This window comes from uncultured Lactobacillus sp. (assembly GCF_946477725.1).
Lineage (GTDB): Bacteria > Bacillota > Bacilli > Lactobacillales > Lactobacillaceae > Lactobacillus.
The window spans coordinates 174734-194660 of record NZ_CAMKZC010000001.1 but is presented as its reverse complement, the minus strand read 5'-3'; the positions used below and the strand labels follow the sequence as shown (position 1 = coordinate 194660).

Annotated in this window: 16 protein-coding genes and 1 riboswitch; all 16 genes read right to left on the bottom strand. The window is 37.6% G+C overall.

Going from position 1 to position 19927, the window contains the following annotated elements; genetic code table 11:
- Positions 1-44: 44 nt before the first annotated feature.
- Entirely contained in the window at positions 45-2783 is a 2739-nt protein-coding gene (locus Q0R51_RS00965; protein WP_294756061.1) for a BspA family leucine-rich repeat surface protein, read from the bottom strand.
- Between the two features lie 350 nt (positions 2784-3133).
- Positions 3134-3607, bottom strand: a complete 474-nt coding sequence (gene ribH / locus Q0R51_RS00960; protein ID WP_174794869.1) for a 6,7-dimethyl-8-ribityllumazine synthase — start codon at positions 3605-3607, stop codon at positions 3134-3136.
- 1 nt (position 3608) lies between these two features.
- The gene (gene ribA, locus Q0R51_RS00955) at positions 3609-4835 is read right to left on the bottom strand and encodes a GTP cyclohydrolase II (protein WP_294756059.1); all 1227 of its coding nucleotides are present in this window, start codon (positions 4833-4835) and stop codon (positions 3609-3611) included.
- 12 nt (positions 4836-4847) lie between these two features.
- Positions 4848-5453, bottom strand: a complete 606-nt coding sequence (locus Q0R51_RS00950) for a riboflavin synthase (RefSeq protein ID WP_294756056.1) — start codon at positions 5451-5453, stop codon at positions 4848-4850.
- Entirely contained in the window at positions 5438-6499 is a 1062-nt protein-coding gene (gene ribD, locus Q0R51_RS00945; protein ID WP_294756054.1) for a bifunctional diaminohydroxyphosphoribosylaminopyrimidine deaminase/5-amino-6-(5-phosphoribosylamino)uracil reductase RibD, read from the bottom strand. Before ribD ends, Q0R51_RS00950 begins: the two co-directional genes overlap by 16 nt.
- A gap of 120 nt (positions 6500-6619) precedes the next feature.
- Positions 6620-6753, bottom strand: a riboswitch (FMN riboswitch).
- A gap of 107 nt (positions 6754-6860) precedes the next feature.
- Complete coding sequence (locus Q0R51_RS00940) at positions 6861-7055, bottom strand: hypothetical protein (protein ID WP_294756053.1); 195 nt, start codon at positions 7053-7055, stop codon at positions 6861-6863.
- 147 nt (positions 7056-7202) lie between these two features.
- Positions 7203-7949: an aspartate/glutamate racemase family protein gene (locus Q0R51_RS00935; protein WP_294756051.1), complete on the bottom strand. Its 747-nt coding sequence runs from the start codon at positions 7947-7949 to the stop codon at positions 7203-7205.
- 14 nt (positions 7950-7963) lie between these two features.
- Entirely contained in the window at positions 7964-9535 is a 1572-nt protein-coding gene (locus Q0R51_RS00930; protein ID WP_294756048.1) for a UDP-N-acetylmuramoyl-L-alanyl-D-glutamate--2,6-diaminopimelate ligase, read from the bottom strand.
- A gap of 44 nt (positions 9536-9579) precedes the next feature.
- Positions 9580-10734: a cell wall metabolism sensor histidine kinase WalK gene (locus Q0R51_RS00925; RefSeq protein WP_046324245.1), complete on the bottom strand. Its 1155-nt coding sequence runs from the start codon at positions 10732-10734 to the stop codon at positions 9580-9582.
- 4 nt (positions 10735-10738) lie between these two features.
- A complete protein-coding gene (locus Q0R51_RS00920; RefSeq protein WP_046324244.1) occupies positions 10739-11425 on the bottom strand; it encodes a response regulator transcription factor in 687 nt (228 codons plus the stop codon).
- A gap of 177 nt (positions 11426-11602) precedes the next feature.
- Positions 11603-12571: an ABC transporter ATP-binding protein gene (locus Q0R51_RS00915; protein WP_294756044.1), complete on the bottom strand. Its 969-nt coding sequence runs from the start codon at positions 12569-12571 to the stop codon at positions 11603-11605.
- A 1-nt stretch (position 12572) separates the two neighbouring features.
- Positions 12573-14099 carry an ABC transporter permease/substrate-binding protein gene (locus Q0R51_RS00910; protein ID WP_294756043.1) on the bottom strand — a complete coding sequence of 509 codons (1527 nt, stop codon included), beginning with the start codon at positions 14097-14099 and terminating at the stop codon, positions 12573-12575.
- A 187-nt stretch (positions 14100-14286) separates the two neighbouring features.
- A complete protein-coding gene (locus tag Q0R51_RS00905) occupies positions 14287-16149 on the bottom strand; it encodes an ABC transporter ATP-binding protein (protein WP_294756041.1) in 1863 nt (620 codons plus the stop codon).
- Between the two features lie 9 nt (positions 16150-16158).
- The gene (locus tag Q0R51_RS00900) at positions 16159-17883 is read right to left on the bottom strand and encodes an ABC transporter ATP-binding protein (protein ID WP_294756039.1); all 1725 of its coding nucleotides are present in this window, start codon (positions 17881-17883) and stop codon (positions 16159-16161) included.
- A gap of 139 nt (positions 17884-18022) precedes the next feature.
- Positions 18023-18805 carry a DUF1129 family protein gene (locus tag Q0R51_RS00895; RefSeq protein ID WP_110445548.1) on the bottom strand — a complete coding sequence of 261 codons (783 nt, stop codon included), beginning with the start codon at positions 18803-18805 and terminating at the stop codon, positions 18023-18025.
- Positions 18806-18814: 9 nt separating this feature from the next.
- Entirely contained in the window at positions 18815-19915 is a 1101-nt protein-coding gene (gene ychF, locus Q0R51_RS00890; RefSeq protein WP_294756036.1) for a redox-regulated ATPase YchF, read from the bottom strand.
- Between the last annotated feature and the right edge of the window lie 12 nt (positions 19916-19927).

Here is a 19927-nt window from a genome sequence, read left to right as displayed (position 1 = left end):
CATTTTACGATGATAGAACTTTTCTAATTATTATTTTTCAATTGCTAAAAATTAGCTTTTTTAATATAACGATTCTTACCAACAATGTAGTACAACTTATGATGCATTTTAATAGCTCCACCATATGTTCTGATCGTTTGTTTCTTTTTCAATACTTTACGACCAGAACGCTTTACTTTCTTATTAGCTTTCTTGGTGTAGATATAAGCATTGTGCTTAAGTTTGCGTTTGATACCTGTAACATTATTAGCCTTCACAAAAGTATCGTTTCCAAGTTCGTAATATTTCTTATTCTGAATAAGCCTACTGCCATAGGTTTTAATTTTCTTGCCAATAAAGTATTCGCCAGCTTTACGGCCACCATTTTGGTCATATAGATAGGAATTATGACGAACAGTTCGAATAACACCATTTCTCGAATAAACATAAGTAACAGTTTGTGGCTGGCTGCTAAAGAAGCCGGTAGCATTAACAGGTCTAAGTTTAAGAGTATAACCTGTAATATTCAAAGCCTTAGTAATGTAGCCTTCACCAACAACGCCAGTTAAAATCTTAGACGGAGCAATTTCATTGTCGTTCTCATCCTGATAATGAACTTCAACTCTTGCTACAGTATTATTATCATTTATCCCTGAATTTGTTCCATGACCGTTTGAGCCGGAATTATTTGAACCTGAATTGTTTGAGCCGGAACCGTTTGAGCCGGAACCATTTGAACCTGAACTGTTTGAGCCGGAACTGTTTGAACCGGAACCGTTTGAACCTGAACTGTTTGAGCCGGAACCGTTTGAGCCGGAACCGTTTGAGCCGGAATCATCCTTTTTGTAGACAAATGTAACGTCATCCAGGTCTTTTCCAATGGTTCCTGAAACTTTCCCCTGCGTGGCTATTAAAGTATATCCTGTAAAATCTTTTTTAAACTCGTAATTAGTGCTGTATGTACCAGTGAAAGACTCATCATCTGCAAGCTTCTTGCCGTTTTCATCTTGATAGTGAGCTGTTATTGTAGCTTGGCGCACATATGTTTCTTTTTTACCATTCCAATTTTTCATCAATTCATCTGATGGCCAATGATCTGAGGCGTCAGGTTTTTGCAATGATCCACCACCAACATTGAGCCAAATTCCTGGTGTATCAAGACCCATTTGTGAAAAGTTTTTGACATTGTCTCCTAATTTCAAAACTAGCAATCCTACTTGACCATTTAACATGTAGCCAACATTAGTTTTATCGCTAATTCTAAAATTGCTGATATCTAGAGTCCGTAAGTTCGAAAGTTCAGGATACTTCTCGCCATGGTAAGTATCAGCGTAGAGATAGAACATTTCCCCCATATTAGTTACATTTTTTGTATCAAAACTTGACACGTTCAAACTGATTAAACTATTCGTATCTCGAAACATGCCATACATGTCCTTAACATTTGCGGTATTAAAGTTGCTAAGATCTAAGGATGTTAACTTATTACATGCTTGGAACATACTATTCATAGTTGTAACTTTAGAGGTATCAAAGTTAGAAATGTTTAGGTCTTTTAGCTTTGTACATTTGAAAAACATTCCACCCATATCGGTCACATTACTAGTATCAAAGTTGGAAAGATCAAGGGACGTAAGTTTAGAATCCCAACCAAAGACTTGGCCAGTACCGCTAATATGAAAATAATACATACAGAACATTGCCGCCATATTTGTCACATTACTGGTATTAAAATTATGTACGTCAACGGTAGGTAAACTTGCACAACAATTAAACATATACTCCATATTTTTAACCTTAGAGGTGTCAAAGCTGGTAACATTTAATTTTTCAAGACCCTTACACTCTGCAAACATAAATGACATATCTGTGACTTGGGAAGTATCAAAACTCTGCAAATCCAATTCTTTGAGACTTTCACAACCAGCAAACATATATGACATATCTGTGACTTGGGAAGTATTAAATTTACTTAGGTCAAGATCTTCGAGATTGGTACAGGCTTCAAACATAGAATTCATGTTTTTAACATTTGAGGTATTAAAATGAGAAAGATCTACGTGTTTAAGACTACTGCATTGGGCAAACCAGGCATACATGGTGGTTGCTTCCGAAGTATCAACGTTTTCTAAACCTTCAATATCAGTTAGGCCTCTAAGACGAAGAAAAACTGACCTGGTATTGCCAACAACTTTAAAGTAACCGTCAAAGATTACCTTTTTTACATGCGCACACTCAGGGTCTTGTCCATCTTGACCTAGAAATCCAGCTACGAGACCAGCATTACTTACAATGGTCGGGTTTTTCTTATCATGACTCCCACTCACAGTTAATACGTTAGTTTCACTATCATAACTTTCGTCAGCATTACCCCACTTACCTTCTTTTGTAGTTTTTGTACTAATTTTATTTTCATTCTTAGTGCTGTCTGTCTCTGGTTGATCATTACCAGCAGAAGTTTGAGAATTTGATTCTTTATTGGTACCCTGCAGCGAGTCTACACTCCCATTTTGAGTTTCATCTGCATTATCTGTAGCACCATTGGCATTTCCTTCTGGTGCAGTGGTATTCGCATTATCAGTAGTAACGCCCTGATTACTTCCTTGAGAGACAGTATTGTTTGCTATTCGAGTTTTAACACGACTATCATTCTTATCAAAGTTTTGTGCAGTGTCTTGTGTCCCTGAATTGCTATCAGCCTTAACCACATTAGTATTTAAAATTGTTAAACCCAGCGCCGCAGCCGTTAAACTGCTAAAAAGCAGCGCTTCAGTTCTCTTGTTATGGTTCAATCCTTTATTCATTTTCCACCCCAATGATAAAATCAATCTAATTTTGCTACTAAAAAAGTATGTATATTATTACAATTTCAGTATATACTTCATTTAATAACATTGCAAATAGAATTATTTTCATAAGAGTGCTTAAAATAGCCATAAAATCAACATTAATAATAAATTAAAATAACAATTTTACTGTTATCGGATAATATATGCATATATGTTTTTAAAATTAGACTTAATAATTTTAAGATCAATCAACTAATAATAAAAGCAAACAGCAGGCCGCTAAAACTACTAAGACCAAAAACAAGCCACTTCTATTTCTAAAAATGACTTGCTATTTCTTTATTTAGGATTGTGCACTTAAAAAATTATAGCTGCTTTATCTGTTCTTCTATATTTAATACTTCTAAGACATCTGTAGCACACTCAGCTCCTTTATTGCCTGCTTTACCTCCGGCACGATCAGTTGCTTGTGCAACCGTATCGGTCATAAGTACACCAAACATGACTGGAACTGGTCCATTGGCTGATGCAGCTGCTAGCTGAGAAGTAGTACCTTCACAAACATAGGTAAAGTGAGCCGTTTCGCCTCTAATTACAGCTCCTAAAGCAATAATGCCATCGACTTTGCCACTCTTTGCCAGGCAGTTGACTGTACGAGCAATTTCAAAGGCACCGGGTACTCTCACAATCACAATATTTTCATCTTTCACGCCCGATTTTTTTAATTGTGCCACTGCTCCAGAAAGGAGACGATCGGTTACCACACCATTAAACTGAGCAACGACAATACCAATCTTTTTATCCTGTCCCTGAGCAATGTTGCCAATAATTTCTTTCATGTTAATCTACCTCGTTTAAAATATGATTCATTTCATGCTTTTTAGTTGCCAAGTAATTCTTATTTTCGGCGGTCATGCCTACTTCAACAGGTATTCTTTTGACAACTTTAATACCATAGTTTTCTAGTTGCGTTACTTTATCCGGATTATTAGTCATTAATTCAACTTCGCTCACGCCTTTTTGCCTTAAAATTTCAGCAGCAACATTATAGCGGCGTGCGTCAACCGGCAAACCAAGGTGCTGGTTAGCTTCAACTGTATTCATACCTTCGTCTTGCAGCTTATAAGCACGTAACTTGTTTTCTAGACCAATTCCCCTACCTTCTTGACGCAAGTATAAAACCGCTCCTGAACCATTTTCTTCAATTTTAGTTAACGCTGTGGCAAGCTGAGCGCCACAATCACAGCGTTTAGAACCAAAAACATCCCCAGTCAAACATTCACTGTGAAGTCGCAATAAAAGAGGCTCACCTTTTTTTACTTCACCCTTACTAATTAACAAAGTCGGTTGCTTTTCAGGATGCTTTTTATCCCTGAAGCCTTCAAGCTGGAAGTGACCGTACTTGGTAGGAAAATCAACCTTTGTAAATGATTCAATCGCCAAATCTTTATTTGCCATATTCTTGCGGTATGCAATTAACTCTTCAATAGTTAAATAAGGAATACCAAGTCCTTCTGCTAAAGCCTTTAGGTCTTTACGTCTGGCCATCGTTCCGTCTTTTTTAATGCACTCGCAAATAAAGCCTACAGGTGCAACTCCTGCCAATCTAGCCAGATCCAAAGCAGCTTCAGTATGACCTGTCCGTTCTAGTACACCGCCTTCTTTAGCTACCAAAGGAAAAACATGACCTGGATGATAAAAGTCAGCCCACTGGCTATTAGGATCAGCCAATTTTTTAATAGTTTTAGCACGGTCAAAAGCTGAAATTCCCGTAGTGGTTTCAGTGGAGTCAACACTAAGGGTAAAAGCCGTGCCAAAAGTATCGTTCGAACCAGTTTCAATTGGTTTTAGTTGCAAGCGGTCAGCGTATGCCTTACTCATCGGCACACATAATAGTCCGCGTGCCTTAGTAATCATCATATTAACTGCTTGAGGCGTTACCTTTTCAGCCAAACCAATCATATCCCCCTCAGACTCACGTTGCGGCGAATCAGCCACAATGACCAACCCTCCAGTCAACATATGTTGTAACACCTTTTGCATTTTTTCATTCAGTTGTTCCGTCATTTTTTTCCTCCATTAAAATTCCTTTTTCCAAGCTTGAATTTGTTTGACAGCGTACCGACCAATCATATCCACTTCAATATTGACTTTGTCATGCACTTGATAGTGAGCCAAAGTAGTATTTTGTATGGTATAAGGTATTAAGCTCACTCCAAAATGATCATTTTGCGCCATTGTCACGGTTAAACTAATGCCATCAATGGCAATTGAGCCTTTTTCAACAATAAAAGGATCATACTTATGTGGTACTGCAAATTCTAATTCTAGAGAATTCTCATTTTCATCCCGTTTTATTAATTCTGCTGTAGTATCAACATGCCCCGCAACAATATGACCATCAAGCTTTCCGTTTAAAGACAATGAAGGCTCTAAATTTACTAAACTACCTTTTTGCAAATTGCCCAAATTAGTTCTTTTCATTGTTTCCGGCATCACGTCTACTGCAAAGTCATTATCGCTCCAAGCGGTAACGGTTAAACAAATACCATTAACGGCAATGCTTGCCCCTAAAGGCAAATCTTTTTGCACTAATTTAGGAGCGCAAATACCCAGTCTTGCATGTTGCTCACTAATTTCCAAACGAGTTATCGTTCCCGTAGTCTGAATTATTCCTGTAAACATTCTTTTCTCCTCACGCGAATTCTGACATCTTGATTGAATCTCTTAACATCTAAAAGTTGATAATCACTCTTTTCTGCTAAAGTCTGGCCAAACACAGCAGGTAATGCAGTACCGCCTAAAACTAAAGGAGCAATGTATGTCACTATTTCGTCAGCCAAATTTGCTGCTACAAATTGACTCTGGACATTGCTGCCGCCCTCAACTAATAATGATTGAATTTCGTGGTCGGCTAAAAGCTGCACAATTTTTGAAGGTGTCCATTTAGCTGCAGTATAGCAGCGAACATTTTCAGCTACTTTTTGAGTCAGTTCAGTTCTACTTAATAGCCAGATTTCACCATGCGTCTTAAAAATGCGACTGTTAAAATCTAATTGATTAGCATCTTTAGTCAGCACTATTCGAATAGGTGGCTGGGGTAAGTTCTTAATTCTGACCGTTAAAAGTGGATTGTCTATTCGCAAAGTATTTGCCCCAATTAAAATTGCTTGGTTTTGCAAGCGCAACTTTTGCACATCCACCTGAGCTGCATCCCCAGTCAAAATTGTTCTAGTTTTCCCGGCGGCATTAATTTTGCCATCAATGGACATTGCATATTTAAGCGTCACAAAAGGCCTCTTTTTGTGATAAAAAAAGCTATAAGCAACGTTTAAATTTTCTGTACCACCGATGATCTCAGTTTGCACCCCATGGCTTTCTAGATATTCAATACCCTTGCCAGCTACAATTTGATGAGGGTCAACCTGACCAATAACAACTTTTTTGATTCCGGCTTCAGCGACCTTTTTGCAACAAGGAGGTTGCTTGCCATAATGGCTGCAAGGCTCTAGCGTGACGTACAAGGTGGCTCCTTGCGCCTGCTGGGGATCAGCTAAGTGTGAGAGTGTATTTACTTCTGCGTGTTCCTTACCAAATTGATGGTGGTAGCCGGTTGCTAAAACCTGATTGTCTTTAACCAAAACTGCGCCAACTAAAGGATTTGTCCAAGTCATTCCCTGAGCTTTCAAGGCTTCTTGAACTGCCATTTCCATATAATCCTTGTCCTGCACTAATTTCACTTCCTAAGCATTAAAAAGCCTCGTTGCTTTTATCAACGAGGCTTAATTTATATTCATCAAATAAGATTTCAGCGAAGCTTAATAACGACGCGAGTTTTCTGTCTAATCTTGTTTGTTCTTCTCCCATCCAGACTTTAACTGTCGGTACTAGAATCACACTAGTTCCACCGCAAAACGCGGGTCACGGACTTCAATTATTAATTGTCACCGTCGGTAGGGAATTACACCCTGCCCCGAAGAAACCGTATTCAACTTATTCCAGTATAATATAGATATCCTATATCGGCAATAGCAATTTGTTGTTTTATAAAATTATATATACGATAAGCAGAAACTTAAATAAAATAATTTTTTATAGTCTCCAATCAGACAGATGAAGAGGGATATTGTTGTTTTTACCAAAATATTTCTTAAAGGCAGTGCCAAATGACAACTGATCTTTAAGATGATTGCGATAAGCATCTCTAATGCTCAAAATTGCTGTTACTGCTAAATTAGTAGTCAGAATTATCAGTATGCCAATAACTATATACAAAAGATATAACATTTTAACCCTCCCATTTTCAACTGTATTACTTTTCTAATACACTACTACCAAATAGAAACATTGTCAATATTTTTTGGAAAAATAAATAGACTAATAATTCAAATTGATTACTAGTCTATTTTAATTTGCATTAAACCTACGCTTTATTTAATACATATATTTCTCTATAGCAGTCTTAGGATCCATTCCTGCACGAATTTTTAGTTCTAATTCAATTGCCACATCAGCAATAATAACTTGCGGATCAATAACATTATATGGATGTTCTGGCGCCTTTTCCTGAGCTAAAGATAATTCAGTGCAGCCAAGTAAAATTACATTACAACCATATTGATCATGCATGGTGCGTAATATCCGGTGATAAAGTTTGCCATCAACTACGCCTTTTTCTTTAATGTTGGAATAAATCAGCTCAGTAACCAGTGGTTGAATCTCAGGACCACCCAATTCTACCTCACGACCAACTTGTTCAATTTCGTCTTCGTACAGATGATCATAAATCGAACCTTCTGTAGCAATCAAACCGATCTTTTTTTCCTGCGGAAAGTCACTTGCAAATTTATGAACAGCAATACGCATCATATGTAAAAAAGGAATATCAGTTAGTTTAGCCAAGTCATCATAAAAATAATGTGCAGTATTACAGGGCATCACGAAAAAATCGGGCTTTAACGTTGCTTGCTGGAGCACATCATCACGCAAAGCATTGAAAAAATTAGGTTGGCTATGGTCTTTGATATAAGCCGTGCGGTCAGGAATTTGGGCATCATTAACCAAAATATAATTCAGATAGTCCTGATCTTTGGTAATCTTTAGACGGTGATTAATCATGCGGACATAGCTTTCCGTTGCAATCGTACCCATACCGCCAATAATACTAAAAAAATGTTTCATTAATACCTGCTTTTCTAACCGTTAAAATGTTCTTTTTGCCCTTCAAGTTCATCAATTACCTGTTGTGCAACTGTAATATCAGACGGATAAGGAGTATCTACTCCCCGGATCTTTTGATAACTATCTTCACCTTTACCACAGATCAGAACAACATCACCCTGCTTGGACATACCGATTGCATCATGGATAGCCTTCTTACGGTCCAACTCTATTGTGACATCAACTTTAGAATGATCAATGCCGGCATCAATTTCCTGTGCTATATCCATGGGATCTTCAAAGCCAGGATCATCTGTTGTCAGAAAGGCTTTAGCAGCGTAGGCATTTAGACTGTTACTAAAACCGGGACGACGAGAAACTCCTTTGTCACCAGGTGCCCCCACAACGACAATAATTTTGGGATTATTAAATTCGCGTTGCATAAAGCCCATAAGAGCCATCATTGAAGCTTCATTATGTGCGAAGTCTACAACCACTACTCCGTGCTTCTTGGTAACTTCTGTTTGCATTCTTCCAGGGACGGTAACTTGACTGATACCTTTAGCAGCATCGTCATAATTCATTCCGGCCAGTCCTGCACCAATTACTGCGGCAGTACCGTTAGATTCGTTAAAATCACCTAACATCTTTAACTGGTAATCGCCAGCTATTTTGAGCTGCTTGGCTTTGCTGGTAACACACAACACCTGAAACCTAGTCCGTGACATATCAAGCTCTTGGGTCGAAAAACGAAAATCGATGGTCTGCTTCAGATCCGGATTAGTAAATTTCTCGTCAGCAAATAAGTAAATACTGTCTGGATCTGTAGTAGTCATGGCCGCAGCATAAACTTCAGGAAAATGATCAGTCTGAGCGTTAATAATACATTTACGGGCATTAACCAGCAGCTGCAACTTACAATGTAAATAATCAGCGAAATTGGGATGCTCATTGGGTCCGATATGATCAGGTGTAATATTTAAGAAAAAGCCCAGATCATAGGTCAGTCCAAATACCCTATTCTTCTTATAGGCCTGACTGGAAACTTCCATAACCATATGCGTCATTCCGTTGTCTACAGCTATTCGCATATCACGGAACAAATCAAGTGATTCAGGTGTAGTCAAGCTTGACTTAAAAGTATCATCTTTTTTAGGTCCCACAACTGTGTTGACTGATGAAATTAACGCCGTTTTACCACCGTTTACCTGATCTAACATCCCTTTTAAAAAGTAGGCCGTTGTAGTCTTGCCTTTAGTACCAGTAATAGCTATTAAATATAAATCGTCTTGCGGGAAACGGAAAAATGCCGCAGACAATAACGCCATCGCTTTGGAAACATTGCGCACAATCAGTGCATGCATTCCCTTACCTTCCGGATAGGGTTGCTCTGCTACATAACAATTAGCACCATTCGCCTTTGCCATTGACAAATAAGTGGGGCGAAAACCAGCACCTTTACAGAAGAACAATGTATTGGTATGAACGTCACGCGAGTCATACGACACATATTCCATCTTAGAAGATATAGTATCTTGGACAGCACTCGATTTAAGCAGATGGTGTTCTTTTAAAATTAAAATACAGGTATTTAAAGAAATACTCATGCTATACTCCTCTATTTATTATCTCAGTCAAAATTATACCACAGCTATGCTGGAGTTTTTTCACTCTTTAAGTTTAAAGGCAGGCAAATAATGAAACGGGTCCAATCTTTGTCAGATTCACAGCGGATTTTGCCCTGATGAAGATCAACAATACTTTTGGTAATTGATAGACCTAGCCCCGTACCACCCGTTTGGGTATTACGGGAGCCTTCGACTCTGTAAAAACGTTCAAATATTTTTTTCAACGAATCTTCGGGAATTTGAGCACCGTTGTTTTCCACTCGTAACTCAACTTCATTGTTATTAACTAAATTAGCAATTAAATTAATTTGTGTTGCACCTGTACCGTACTTGAGCGCATTAGTGATGAGATTATTATAAACACGTACCAGCTTTTCCGCATCAGCTTGAATGGTTAAATTCTTAGGTCTTGCTTCTATATTAAATACTATCCCTTTTTCCTGACCCTCGAATTCAAACCCCGCGGCAACCTGCTCTAACATAGAAAAAATATGTAAAGAAGACAAATTTAATTTGGTACTAGTTGATTTTAACGTTGTATACTCAAGCAAATCATGAGCAAGCGATTTCATTTGTTCAGCCTTCATATATGCAATATTAAGGTATCTTTGTTGATCTGCTGGATTTGACACCCCCGATTTCAGTAAACCCAAATAGCCGATGATAGAAGTTAAAGGCGTTCTGATATCATGAGAAACATTGCTAATCAGTTCGTCCTTTGACTTTTCAATCGCTTTTTCTTCATTAATCGCATTTACTGTACTATCCACTAACGAATTAATTGAATCAATTACTTTTTGCAAATCAGTTTTGACTTTAAAAGAAATTGTATGGTCAAAATGTCCCTTAGCAATATAATGCAGTTCAGAAATAACATGTCTTAACTGCATTTGATGATAGCGCCGAATTAAGCGCCAGTACAGAACGATTAAATCACCAATACCCATGAAAATAATAAAGGTATTCTGCCAGGACCATAAGTGGCGGCCGCCAGCAAAAGTAATGGTCTTTTTTAGAAAATAAATCCCGTTAACCAGGTTTTTATCTTGTAAAATTGTCAAGTTGATCAAAATAATCACTGACAGGTTCAATAGTAGCTCTAAAACTACCGTTATAACGCCTTCAGCAAACAGCTCACTTTTTTCCGCGGCTGTCAGCTTGACCCTTTCTTTTTTCATCTAGTTAAGCCTCAACTTTATAGCCTACTCCCCAGACGGTCTGAATAACATCTTCACCACCCGTTGCCGATTGAATTTTGTCACGCAGGTGTGAAACATGAACCATAACGGTTTTAGCAGAAACTATGGATTCCTGTTGCCAAACCCGTTCAAAAATCTCATCCGCTGAAAATACCCGGTTAGGGTGACTGGCAAGCAAGTATAAAATGCCAAATTCTAAGGCAGTCAACTGAATGTCTTTACCATCAATTGTCTTAACTTCATGTGAATCACGGTTAATAATCAGTGGTCCCACTTCTAAAATATCTGGTTCATCATCCTTAACCTGCTTTTGACTACGACGCAAAAGTGAACGAACTCGTGCCATTACTTCTAAAGGATTAAACGGCTTAGAAACATAGTCATCTGCTCCAGTAATCAAGCCTTGAATTTTATCCATATCACCAGTCTTGGCTGATACGATAATAATTGGGATATCAGAATCTTTGCGTACTTCTTTGATAACATCAATTCCGCTCATATTAGGCATCATGATGTCCAAGATCATTAATGCAATATCTGGCGTCGTAGTTAATTTCGTAATTGCTTCTTTGCCGCTATAGGCAACAACTGGAGTATAACCTTCATTTTTAAGATAAATACTTAACAGCTCGACGATTTCTTTATCATCGTCAACAACTAAAATTTTCATAGGGCTAATTTCCCTTCTTTTATCTATTGATTATTTTCGGTTTATTTCATTATTCCACTAAATATAGTTTAGCAGAATCTATGTCTAATATTTTAGTCAATTTTGTAATAAACTACTAATATTCAAGCATAATTTTATCGTTTTATTAAAAAAGCTGGACAGTTCCCAGCTTATTTCCTATTTTAAACTATTAATATTGTTCAAATATTTAATCAGCCACTGGCGATCAATGAAGCCTAAATATTCTCCATTATTATTTTGTACGGCAACTTCATTTTGATGATTCAATAATTCCAGCAAAACAGCAATTTTCTCATTAATATTAATTACAGGCATTGCTGCCAGCGAATTAGAACTAGTTTGCTTAAATTCATTAAATAAGGCTGCTTGCTTTAATGGTGTTTCATATAAATTGTTCCCTAAGCTGCCTTTAAAAAAGTCCCTGACAAAATTGTTTGCCGGATGGCGTAAGATTTCTTGTGGCTGATCGACCTGTAATAATTTGCCATCCTTCATAACGCCAATCCTGTCAGCTAAGTGCAGGGCTTCATTCATATCATGCGTCACAAATAAAATTGTATTATGCAGCTGCTTGTGCAAATTAATAACTAGTTCTTGTAAATTTGCGCGGGAAAGTGGATCCAGGGCGCTAAAGGGTTCATCCATTAAAACAATCGGAGGCTTTGACGCAATCGCGCGTAAAATGCCAATTCTTTGTTGTTCACCACCAGACAGTTCATGAGGATAACGGTGAGCATACTCTTGGGGATTTAGTCCCACTTTTTCCAATAAATTTGCCGCCATTTCCGTAAGATCAGCTTTAGCATCTTGAATTTCCGGAATCAAAGTAATATTTTTAGCAACAGTCATGTTGGGAAAAAGAGCAATTTGTTGCAAAACATAGCCAATTTTCCAGCGCAATTTTTGAACGTTATAATCAGTCGTAGGCCGCTCATTGACAAAAATCTGGCCCGTACTAGGATCTTCCAAACGGTTAATCATTTTAATCGAGGTAGTTTTTCCACTGCCTGAATTTCCTACCAAAACGAAAAGTTCGCCTTGCTGAATATCCAAATTAAGATCGTTAACCACTACTTTATTAACAAAAGTTTTATTTACATGCTCAAATTTAATCGCTGAAGTCATCTTACTTCTCCTTAAGCAAATGCTGTTTTACTAAAAAATGATGTGCTACTTGTCCAGGATCCATATTTTTAATATTAACTTCATAGTTCATTTCCTGCATCTGCTTTTCGGAAATCTTGCCAGCCAGCTTATTCAAGCTGCGGATAATTTGCGGATGCTTGCGGGCAAAATCATTGGTCATCAAAGGAGCGCCCTGATAAATGGGAAAATTATGCTTGTCATCTTTTAAAATAGTCAAATGATATTGGCGCAATTCACTATCAGTTGAATAGGCATCAACAATGTTAACTTTATTCTGATTAATTGCCTGGTAACGCAAGGCCGGCTCCATTGACTTAACAGGGAAATCAATCTTGTATAATTTCTTAATACCCTTGAACCCATCACCACGATCAATAAATTCTAATGTCATTCCTCCTTTTAGCTGATTGGTGATATTAGCCAAATCACTGATTTTTCTTAAACGATTTTTCTTTTTAAACGAAGTTTTAACTGCTAGGGCATATGTATTATCGTACGTCATAGGCTTAAGCAAAGTAAGCTTATCCTGTTTATTCATTAATTTCTTTGCTTTTTCATAGGTTTCTTTTTCAGACAAACCGGCAGTTTTAACCGGAGATTTCGCGAAGGTTTCTAAAACAGTTCCCGTAAATTCTGGATAAATATCTATTTTATTGTTTTTCAAAGCAGTATATAAAAAGGTAGTTTTACCAAAATTAGGTTTCAACGTCACTTGAACGTGTGGATCGTCTTGTTCAATTAACTCTTTATACATGTTAATCAAAATTTCTGGTTCAGAACCTAACTTGCCGGCAATTGTAACTGTTTCTTTCTGACTGGCAACAGCTTGATAAATTCCACTTCCTGCTAAGAAGATGACACTAACTCCTAATATTCCCAAAGCTGTTTTAACTGATGCATGTTCCAGCCACTTAATGAGCGCGCTTAACGTAATCGCCAAAACGCCAGAGCAAACGGCACCAATTACAATTAGTCCGGTATTGTTGCGGTCAATTCCTAATAAGATAAAACTGCCCAAGCCTCCAGCACCAATTAAAGCTGCCATGGTGGCAGTACCGATAATTAAAACTAAGGCCGTTCTAATACCAGAAATAATTGTCGGCATAGCTAAAGGCAACTCCACCTTAAGTAATTTTTGCATGCGTGACATACCGAATGCGTCAGCAGCTTCTTCTAGTGCCGGATCAATTTCAGTTAATCCCAGGTATGTGTTCTGAAAAATCGGTAATAGTGCATATACCACTAAAGCGATCACGGCAGGCACTGTTCCAATCCCAACGAGTGGAATTAATAAACCTAGCAGTGCTAGTGACGGAATGGTCTGTAAAATGCTGGCAACTTGCAATAATACCTCTGCTATTTTAGTGTGTTTTACAGCCCAAAAGGCTAAAGGCATGGCAATCACCATTGCAATCAGCAACGAAACTAACGATATTTGCAGGTGTTGCAATAAAGCAACTCCCAAATCACCTTTGCGCTGGCTTAAAATCTGGATAATTTGATTCATAGCTTAATTCCTTTATTATCTTTTAAAATTTGAATTATAGCCAAATTATATTAATAGTGTTAAACCTAATAAAATTCATTTATTTTACCATAACACAAACTAATGATTAAAAAGTAATTATTGCTTACACCATTATTTAAAGCAAAAAAATTCCCAGTCTATAGGACCAGGAATATTTTAAGTACATCTATTCTATTTCTTTTTTACCAGTATATAACTCGTAGTAATAACCCTTCTTCTTTAGAAGTTGTTCGTGATTGCCGGCCTCTATAATATGGCCATGATCAAGCACCAGAATTAGGTCTGAATTAACAATCGTAGACAAGCGGTGAGCTATGACAAAGCTAGTACGACCAGCAAGCAAGTTATCCATACCAGCTTGTACCAGTTTTTCCGTTTGGGTATCAATACTTGAAGTGGCTTCATCCAAAATCATCACTGGTTCATCTGCTATCATTGCTCGTGCAATACTAAGCAGCTGCATTTGTCCTTGAGATAAGTCTCCGCCATTGCCATCAATGATTGTTTTATAACCTTCATCCAAATGATGAATAAATTCATCAGCATGAGATAAGTGTGCTGCCTGATATACATCATCATCACTGGCATCGGTATTGCCAAAACGAATATTGTCCATCACCGTACCGGTAAACATATGCGTGTCTTGTAAAACAATTGACAGAGACTGACGCAAATCATCCTTCTTAATTCTACTAATGGGAATACCATCATAAGTAATCGTACCAGAATTAATTTCGTAAAAACGATTAATCATATTAGAAATCGTCGTTTTACCAGCACCGGTTTCACCAACTAAGGCTACTTTCATACCTGGCTTAGCGTCAATAGAAATGTCGTACAAAATTTGTTTATTCGGCGTATAGCCAAAATTAACATGATCAAAGACGATATGTCCTTTAACTGTGACTTTCTTAACAGAGCCATCTTTTTGTGGTACGTTCCAATGCCAGGCACCCTTAACATTTTCATCCTTGGTAATAGTGACATCACCATCATCAATTTCAACGGGTTGATCCTCTAACTTAAAGATTCTTTCTGCGCCCGCTAAAGCCATTACAATAGAATTTAATTGTTGTGAAATCTGGGCTATTGGCATTGCAAATTGCTTAGATAATTGCAAGAAAGCACCAATGACACCTAATGAAAGTGGGGCAATACGGTTAATAGCAACTGCTCCACCTAAAATAGCAATTAAGACGTATAGCAAATTGCCCATGTTACCCATAATAGGGAACAAAATTGTGGCATACGTATGAGCTTTACCAGAGGCTACTTTTAAAGATTCATTATAGGCATCAAAGTCTTCTTCAACTTCAGGTTCATGGCTAAAGACCTTTATTACCTTAAGACCATTAAGCATTTCTTCATTGTAACCATTAACTTGACCCAATTCTTTTTGTTGCAATTGAAAATAATGAGCGGAGCGAACGGTTAAAAAACGGACGATTATAATAGAGAGTGCAAAAACAATCAAGGTAAAGATAGTTAATTGCCAACTTAAAGCCAGCATGGCACCCAAAACAAAAATGAGGTTCAACGCAGAATTCATAAACTGCGGAATTGATTGTGAAATCATTTGTTGCAAGGTATCAATATCATTAGTATAGCAACTCATGATGTCGCCATAATCATTTTCGTCAAAATAGGAAATTGGCAGCTTTTCCATATGCTCAAACATTTCAAGCCGCACTCTATATTGTACTTTCTGGGCTAAAACTGCCATTAACACAGCAAAAAGATAATTAGAAATAAAGCCTATGGCATAGCAACCAAACATAACTGCAATTGCATGTAAAAGCGGACCAAAATTTGGCTGGGCTTCTTTAGTTAAGGGAATAATGTAAACATTAATCAAACGTTCAATAAATAGTGAACCTAAAACGTTTGCTGCAGCTGTTAAAATTATTGCAACCGTTGAAGCAATCAGCATCCAAGGACTTGTACTGGCAACTAATTTAAGCAGACGCCATAAAATTGTGGAACGCTTACCAGTATTTTGGCTATTTTTATTTTCTACTGCTTTATCCAAATTAATCACCTACTTCTTCTGTTCTTCTTGAAACTTAGCAATTGAGTTGTATAAATCATTACGCTGCAATAGCTCTTCATGTGTCCCGATATCCTGAATTTTGCCTTCATCCATTACAATTATCCTGTCTGCATCTTTAATTGACACAATTCTTTGAGAAATAATAATTTTGGTGGTATCGGGCATATCCTTTGCCAAGGCTTCCCGAATTTGACGCTCAGTCTGTGTATCTACTGCTGAAGTAGAGTCATCAAGTATCAAGATTTTCGGCTTTTTGAGCAATGCCCTTGCAATAGTGATCCTTTGCTTTTGCCCACCAGAAACGTTATTTCCGCCCTGTTCAACCATGGTGTCGTATTGATCTGGCATTTCACGAATAAAGTCATCAGCGTGAGCAATTTTTGAGGCAGCGATAATTTCTTCATCTGTTGCATTTTCATTGCCCCATTTGAGGTTTTCCTTGATAGTGCCTGAAAACAGGACATTATTTTGTAAAACCATGGCAACATTATCACGCAACGTCTTTAAGTCATAGGACTTAACGTTATGTCCCGATACACGCACCGCTCCGGAATCGGTATCGTAAAGCCGCGGAATCATAGAAACTAATGTAGATTTTGATGACCCCGTACGACCAATTATGCCGATTGTTTCACCTGGCCTGATATTTAAGTTAATATCACTTAAAGCCAGTTCCTTATCATCTGGGTCATACTTAAAGTTGACATGATCAAAAATTACTTCTCCATTATTCACATGCTTTAACGGTTTACGTGGATTCTCAATTGAGGGCTTTTCATTAATAACCGCAGCAACCCTGTGACCACTGGCTCCTGAAACTACCAGCTGAGTAATGATCATAGCCAGCATATTCAAGCTGCCTAAGACAGAATTGGAATAAGAGAACATTGAAATTAATTGACCAGTCTGTAAACTGCCACCCACAATTTCCTTAGCACCAAACCAGCAAATAGCTAAATTAGAAATATTCAAAACAGCCATGACAATCATTGAGTTAAGAGACATGATCTTCTGAGCTGTAGCAAAAAGTCTATAAATAAAACCAGCTGATTTTTTAAACTTGACAGTTTGCGCTTCTTCTTGCACATAAGTCTTAACTTCGCGAATGCCGCGAACATTTTCCCTCACAACCTGGTTCATGCGGTCATAACCGCGGAAGATTTTAGGAAAATATTTGCTGGCACTTTTAATTACCAAGCCTAAAAGGATTACGAAAACTGGTGCAATCACGACAAAAACAAGTGACAATTGTGGACTAACTATTATTGACATGATAATTGAGACTAGCAACATCATTGGTGCCCGGACTGCTATTCTAATCAGCATTTGATAGGACATTTGAATGTTATTAACATCAGTAGTCATCCTCGTAACTAGACTTGCACTGGAAAACCTGTCAATATTTTCAAATGAATAATCTTGCACATGATAGAACATATCTTTACGCAAGTTAGCTGCAAAACCAGAAGCAGCGTGAGCAGAGGCATAACTGGCACCAGAACCTAAAACAAGTGAAACAACTGTTAACACCAGTAAAATAACACCAGTTTTAGTGATATATGACATATTTCCCTTCATAATGCCATTGTCTATTAATATACCAACTAAATACGGTATTAACATTTCAATGATAACTTCACCAGTAACAAATAATGGCGACAGCAAAGACAGTTTTTTATACTGCCTGATTGACTTTCGCAGAGTGTTAATCATTAAATACCTCTTTCTAATTTATTAATGCGTTCTTTTACGTGTATTCAGTTTAAAAAGGATAAATAGATTCATAATAAATCTATTTATCCTTTAAAACATATAGTTATCTAAGTATAGCGCTTTTCTTGACAAAAAGCATCTATTTGCTCTTATCAGCTGGCGAAAAGGCGGAACCAATAATTTCATAATGCCGGCGGAACAACCAGCGAATGCCATACGCTACCGCAGCAATAATTAAGTTATATACTCCTGGCAAAGCCGGGTTGATCACTTGTAATGCAGGAAGACCTAATACGCCAAAGCAGATAAAGAGCATTCCCATCAGTAAAACAAAACCCCAGATTAATTTTGACCACGGAATTTTACGATTTTTACTGCCATTAGGTAAAACCCAATCATTATATTTAGTCATGAAAACGCCTAGTGAAGCACCGACAATTAATAATGTTAATACACCCATCTGTGAATTATATTTGTCATTCTTTTGGAACAAACCAATTAGTCCAAAGAGACCAAAGAAAATAGCAACATAAAACAAGGCATTATCCGTAGCGTATTGCCAAAATGGAATATCTGAAGCCTTTTTCTTTTTGGGCTTTAACATGTCAGCAGCCTTAAGCTTAGGCGACATATTATAATACGTGCTGGCTGGTTGACCATGACGTTGTGCAATTACCAAGTCATTTAAAAGCTCATCCACTCTTTTTTGTGCATCTTCATGACTCATTTTACCCTGTGTTTCTAGTTCTTTTTGCAAACGAAAAACATAGTCAGAGTTCTTGTTACTGAGTTGCTTACGCAACTCAGCAGGCTGCATTTGCTTGACTTCATCATCCTTATTCTGATTAATTACTTTTTCTTTTAACTTTTCCTGCTTATTAGTATCTATCTTAGCTTGTTCTTCAGTTTTCTTTTCTGCCATTATTTTTTCCTAAACGTTAAATCTAAATTCAATAATGTCCCCATCTTGAACTTCATAATCCTTGCCTTCAAGACGTAGCTTCCCAGCTTCTTTAACCTTTTGCATAGTTTCATATTGATCAAGGTCAGTAAATGAAACTACCTCAGCGCGAATAAATCCCCGCTCAAAATCAGAGTGAATAACTCCCGCAACTTGCGGAGCCTTCATTCCCTTATGAAAAGTCCATGCCCGTGTTTCAGGGCCACCAGCCGTAAAGAAAGTCCTCAAGCCTAAAATGTGGTAGGCTGCACGGATTAAACGGTCAAGACCTGACTCTGTTACACCTTCTGCTTCTAAGAACTCAGCTTTTTCATCATCATCCAAGCCGGCAATCTCTTCTTCAGTTGCAGCAGATATACCTAAACATTCCGCATTTTCACTTTCCGCATGTTTTTTAACTATTTGATAGTACTGGTCTTTTTCCGGATCAGCCATTGAACTTTCAGCGATGTTAGCTACATAGATGACGGGCTTATCCGTTAACAAGAACAAGCCCTTAACAATTTTTTGCTCATCGTCATTAAAACTGATTGAACGGACAGCTTTGCCTTCTTCTAAAACCGGCTTGATTTTTTGCAAAACATTGAACTCTGCTTTAGCCTCTTTGTCATTTTGCTGAGCAATCTTTTTTACCTTATTAATGCGGCGATTAACGGCATCAAGATCCGCAATTGCCAATTCCAAGTTGATAGTGTTGATATCTTCTTCCGGATCTACTTTACCAGTGACGGAAGTAATATTATCATCTTCAAAGGCCCTAACAACATGGATAATTGCATCCGTTTGCCTAATATTTTCCAAGAATTTATTACCCAGACCTTCACCTTTTGAAGCGCCCTTAACTAATCCAGCAATATCGGTAAACTCAAAAGTAGTGTGAACAATTTTCTTAGCCGGAATCAGTTCCTGAATTCGAGCCAGTCTCTTGTCCGGAACTTCAACCATTCCGACATTAGGCTCAATCGTTGCAAACGGGTAGTTGGCCATTTCCGCACCCGCTTTAGTAATTGCGTTAAACAAAGTTGACTTGCCAACGTTAGGCAATCCAACAATCCCAGCAGTTAATGACATTTTTATCCTCTT

Bases quoted from the DNA above. Each gene is read 5' to 3' on its own strand.
- Q0R51_RS00965 (WP_294756061.1), bottom strand. From the start codon at position 2,783: ATGAATAAAGGATTGAACCATAACAAGAGAACTGAAGCGCTGCTTTTT.
- ribH (WP_174794869.1), bottom strand. From the start codon at position 3,607: ATGAAAGAAATTATTGGCAACATTGCTCAGGGACAGGATAAAAAGATT.
- ribA (WP_294756059.1), bottom strand. From the start codon at position 4,835: ATGACGGAACAACTGAATGAAAAAATGCAAAAGGTGTTACAACATATG.
- Q0R51_RS00950 (WP_294756056.1), bottom strand. From the start codon at position 5,453: ATGTTTACAGGAATAATTCAGACTACGGGAACGATAACTCGTTTGGAA.
- Q0R51_RS00940 (WP_294756053.1), bottom strand. From the start codon at position 7,055: ATGTTATATCTTTTGTATATAGTTATTGGCATACTGATAATTCTGACT.
- Q0R51_RS00935 (WP_294756051.1), bottom strand. From the start codon at position 7,949: ATGAAACATTTTTTTAGTATTATTGGCGGTATGGGTACGATTGCAACG.
- Q0R51_RS00930 (WP_294756048.1), bottom strand. From the start codon at position 9,535: ATGAGTATTTCTTTAAATACCTGTATTTTAATTTTAAAAGAACACCAT.
- Q0R51_RS00925 (WP_046324245.1), bottom strand. From the start codon at position 10,734: ATGAAAAAAGAAAGGGTCAAGCTGACAGCCGCGGAAAAAAGTGAGCTG.
- Q0R51_RS00920 (WP_046324244.1), bottom strand. From the start codon at position 11,425: ATGAAAATTTTAGTTGTTGACGATGATAAAGAAATCGTCGAGCTGTTA.
- Q0R51_RS00915 (WP_294756044.1), bottom strand. From the start codon at position 12,571: ATGACTTCAGCGATTAAATTTGAGCATGTAAATAAAACTTTTGTTAAT.
- Q0R51_RS00910 (WP_294756043.1), bottom strand. From the start codon at position 14,099: ATGAATCAAATTATCCAGATTTTAAGCCAGCGCAAAGGTGATTTGGGA.
- Q0R51_RS00900 (WP_294756039.1), bottom strand. From the start codon at position 17,883: ATGATTAACACTCTGCGAAAGTCAATCAGGCAGTATAAAAAACTGTCT.
- Q0R51_RS00895 (WP_110445548.1), bottom strand. From the start codon at position 18,805: ATGGCAGAAAAGAAAACTGAAGAACAAGCTAAGATAGATACTAATAAG.
- ychF (WP_294756036.1), bottom strand. From the start codon at position 19,915: ATGTCATTAACTGCTGGGATTGTTGGATTGCCTAACGTTGGCAAGTCA.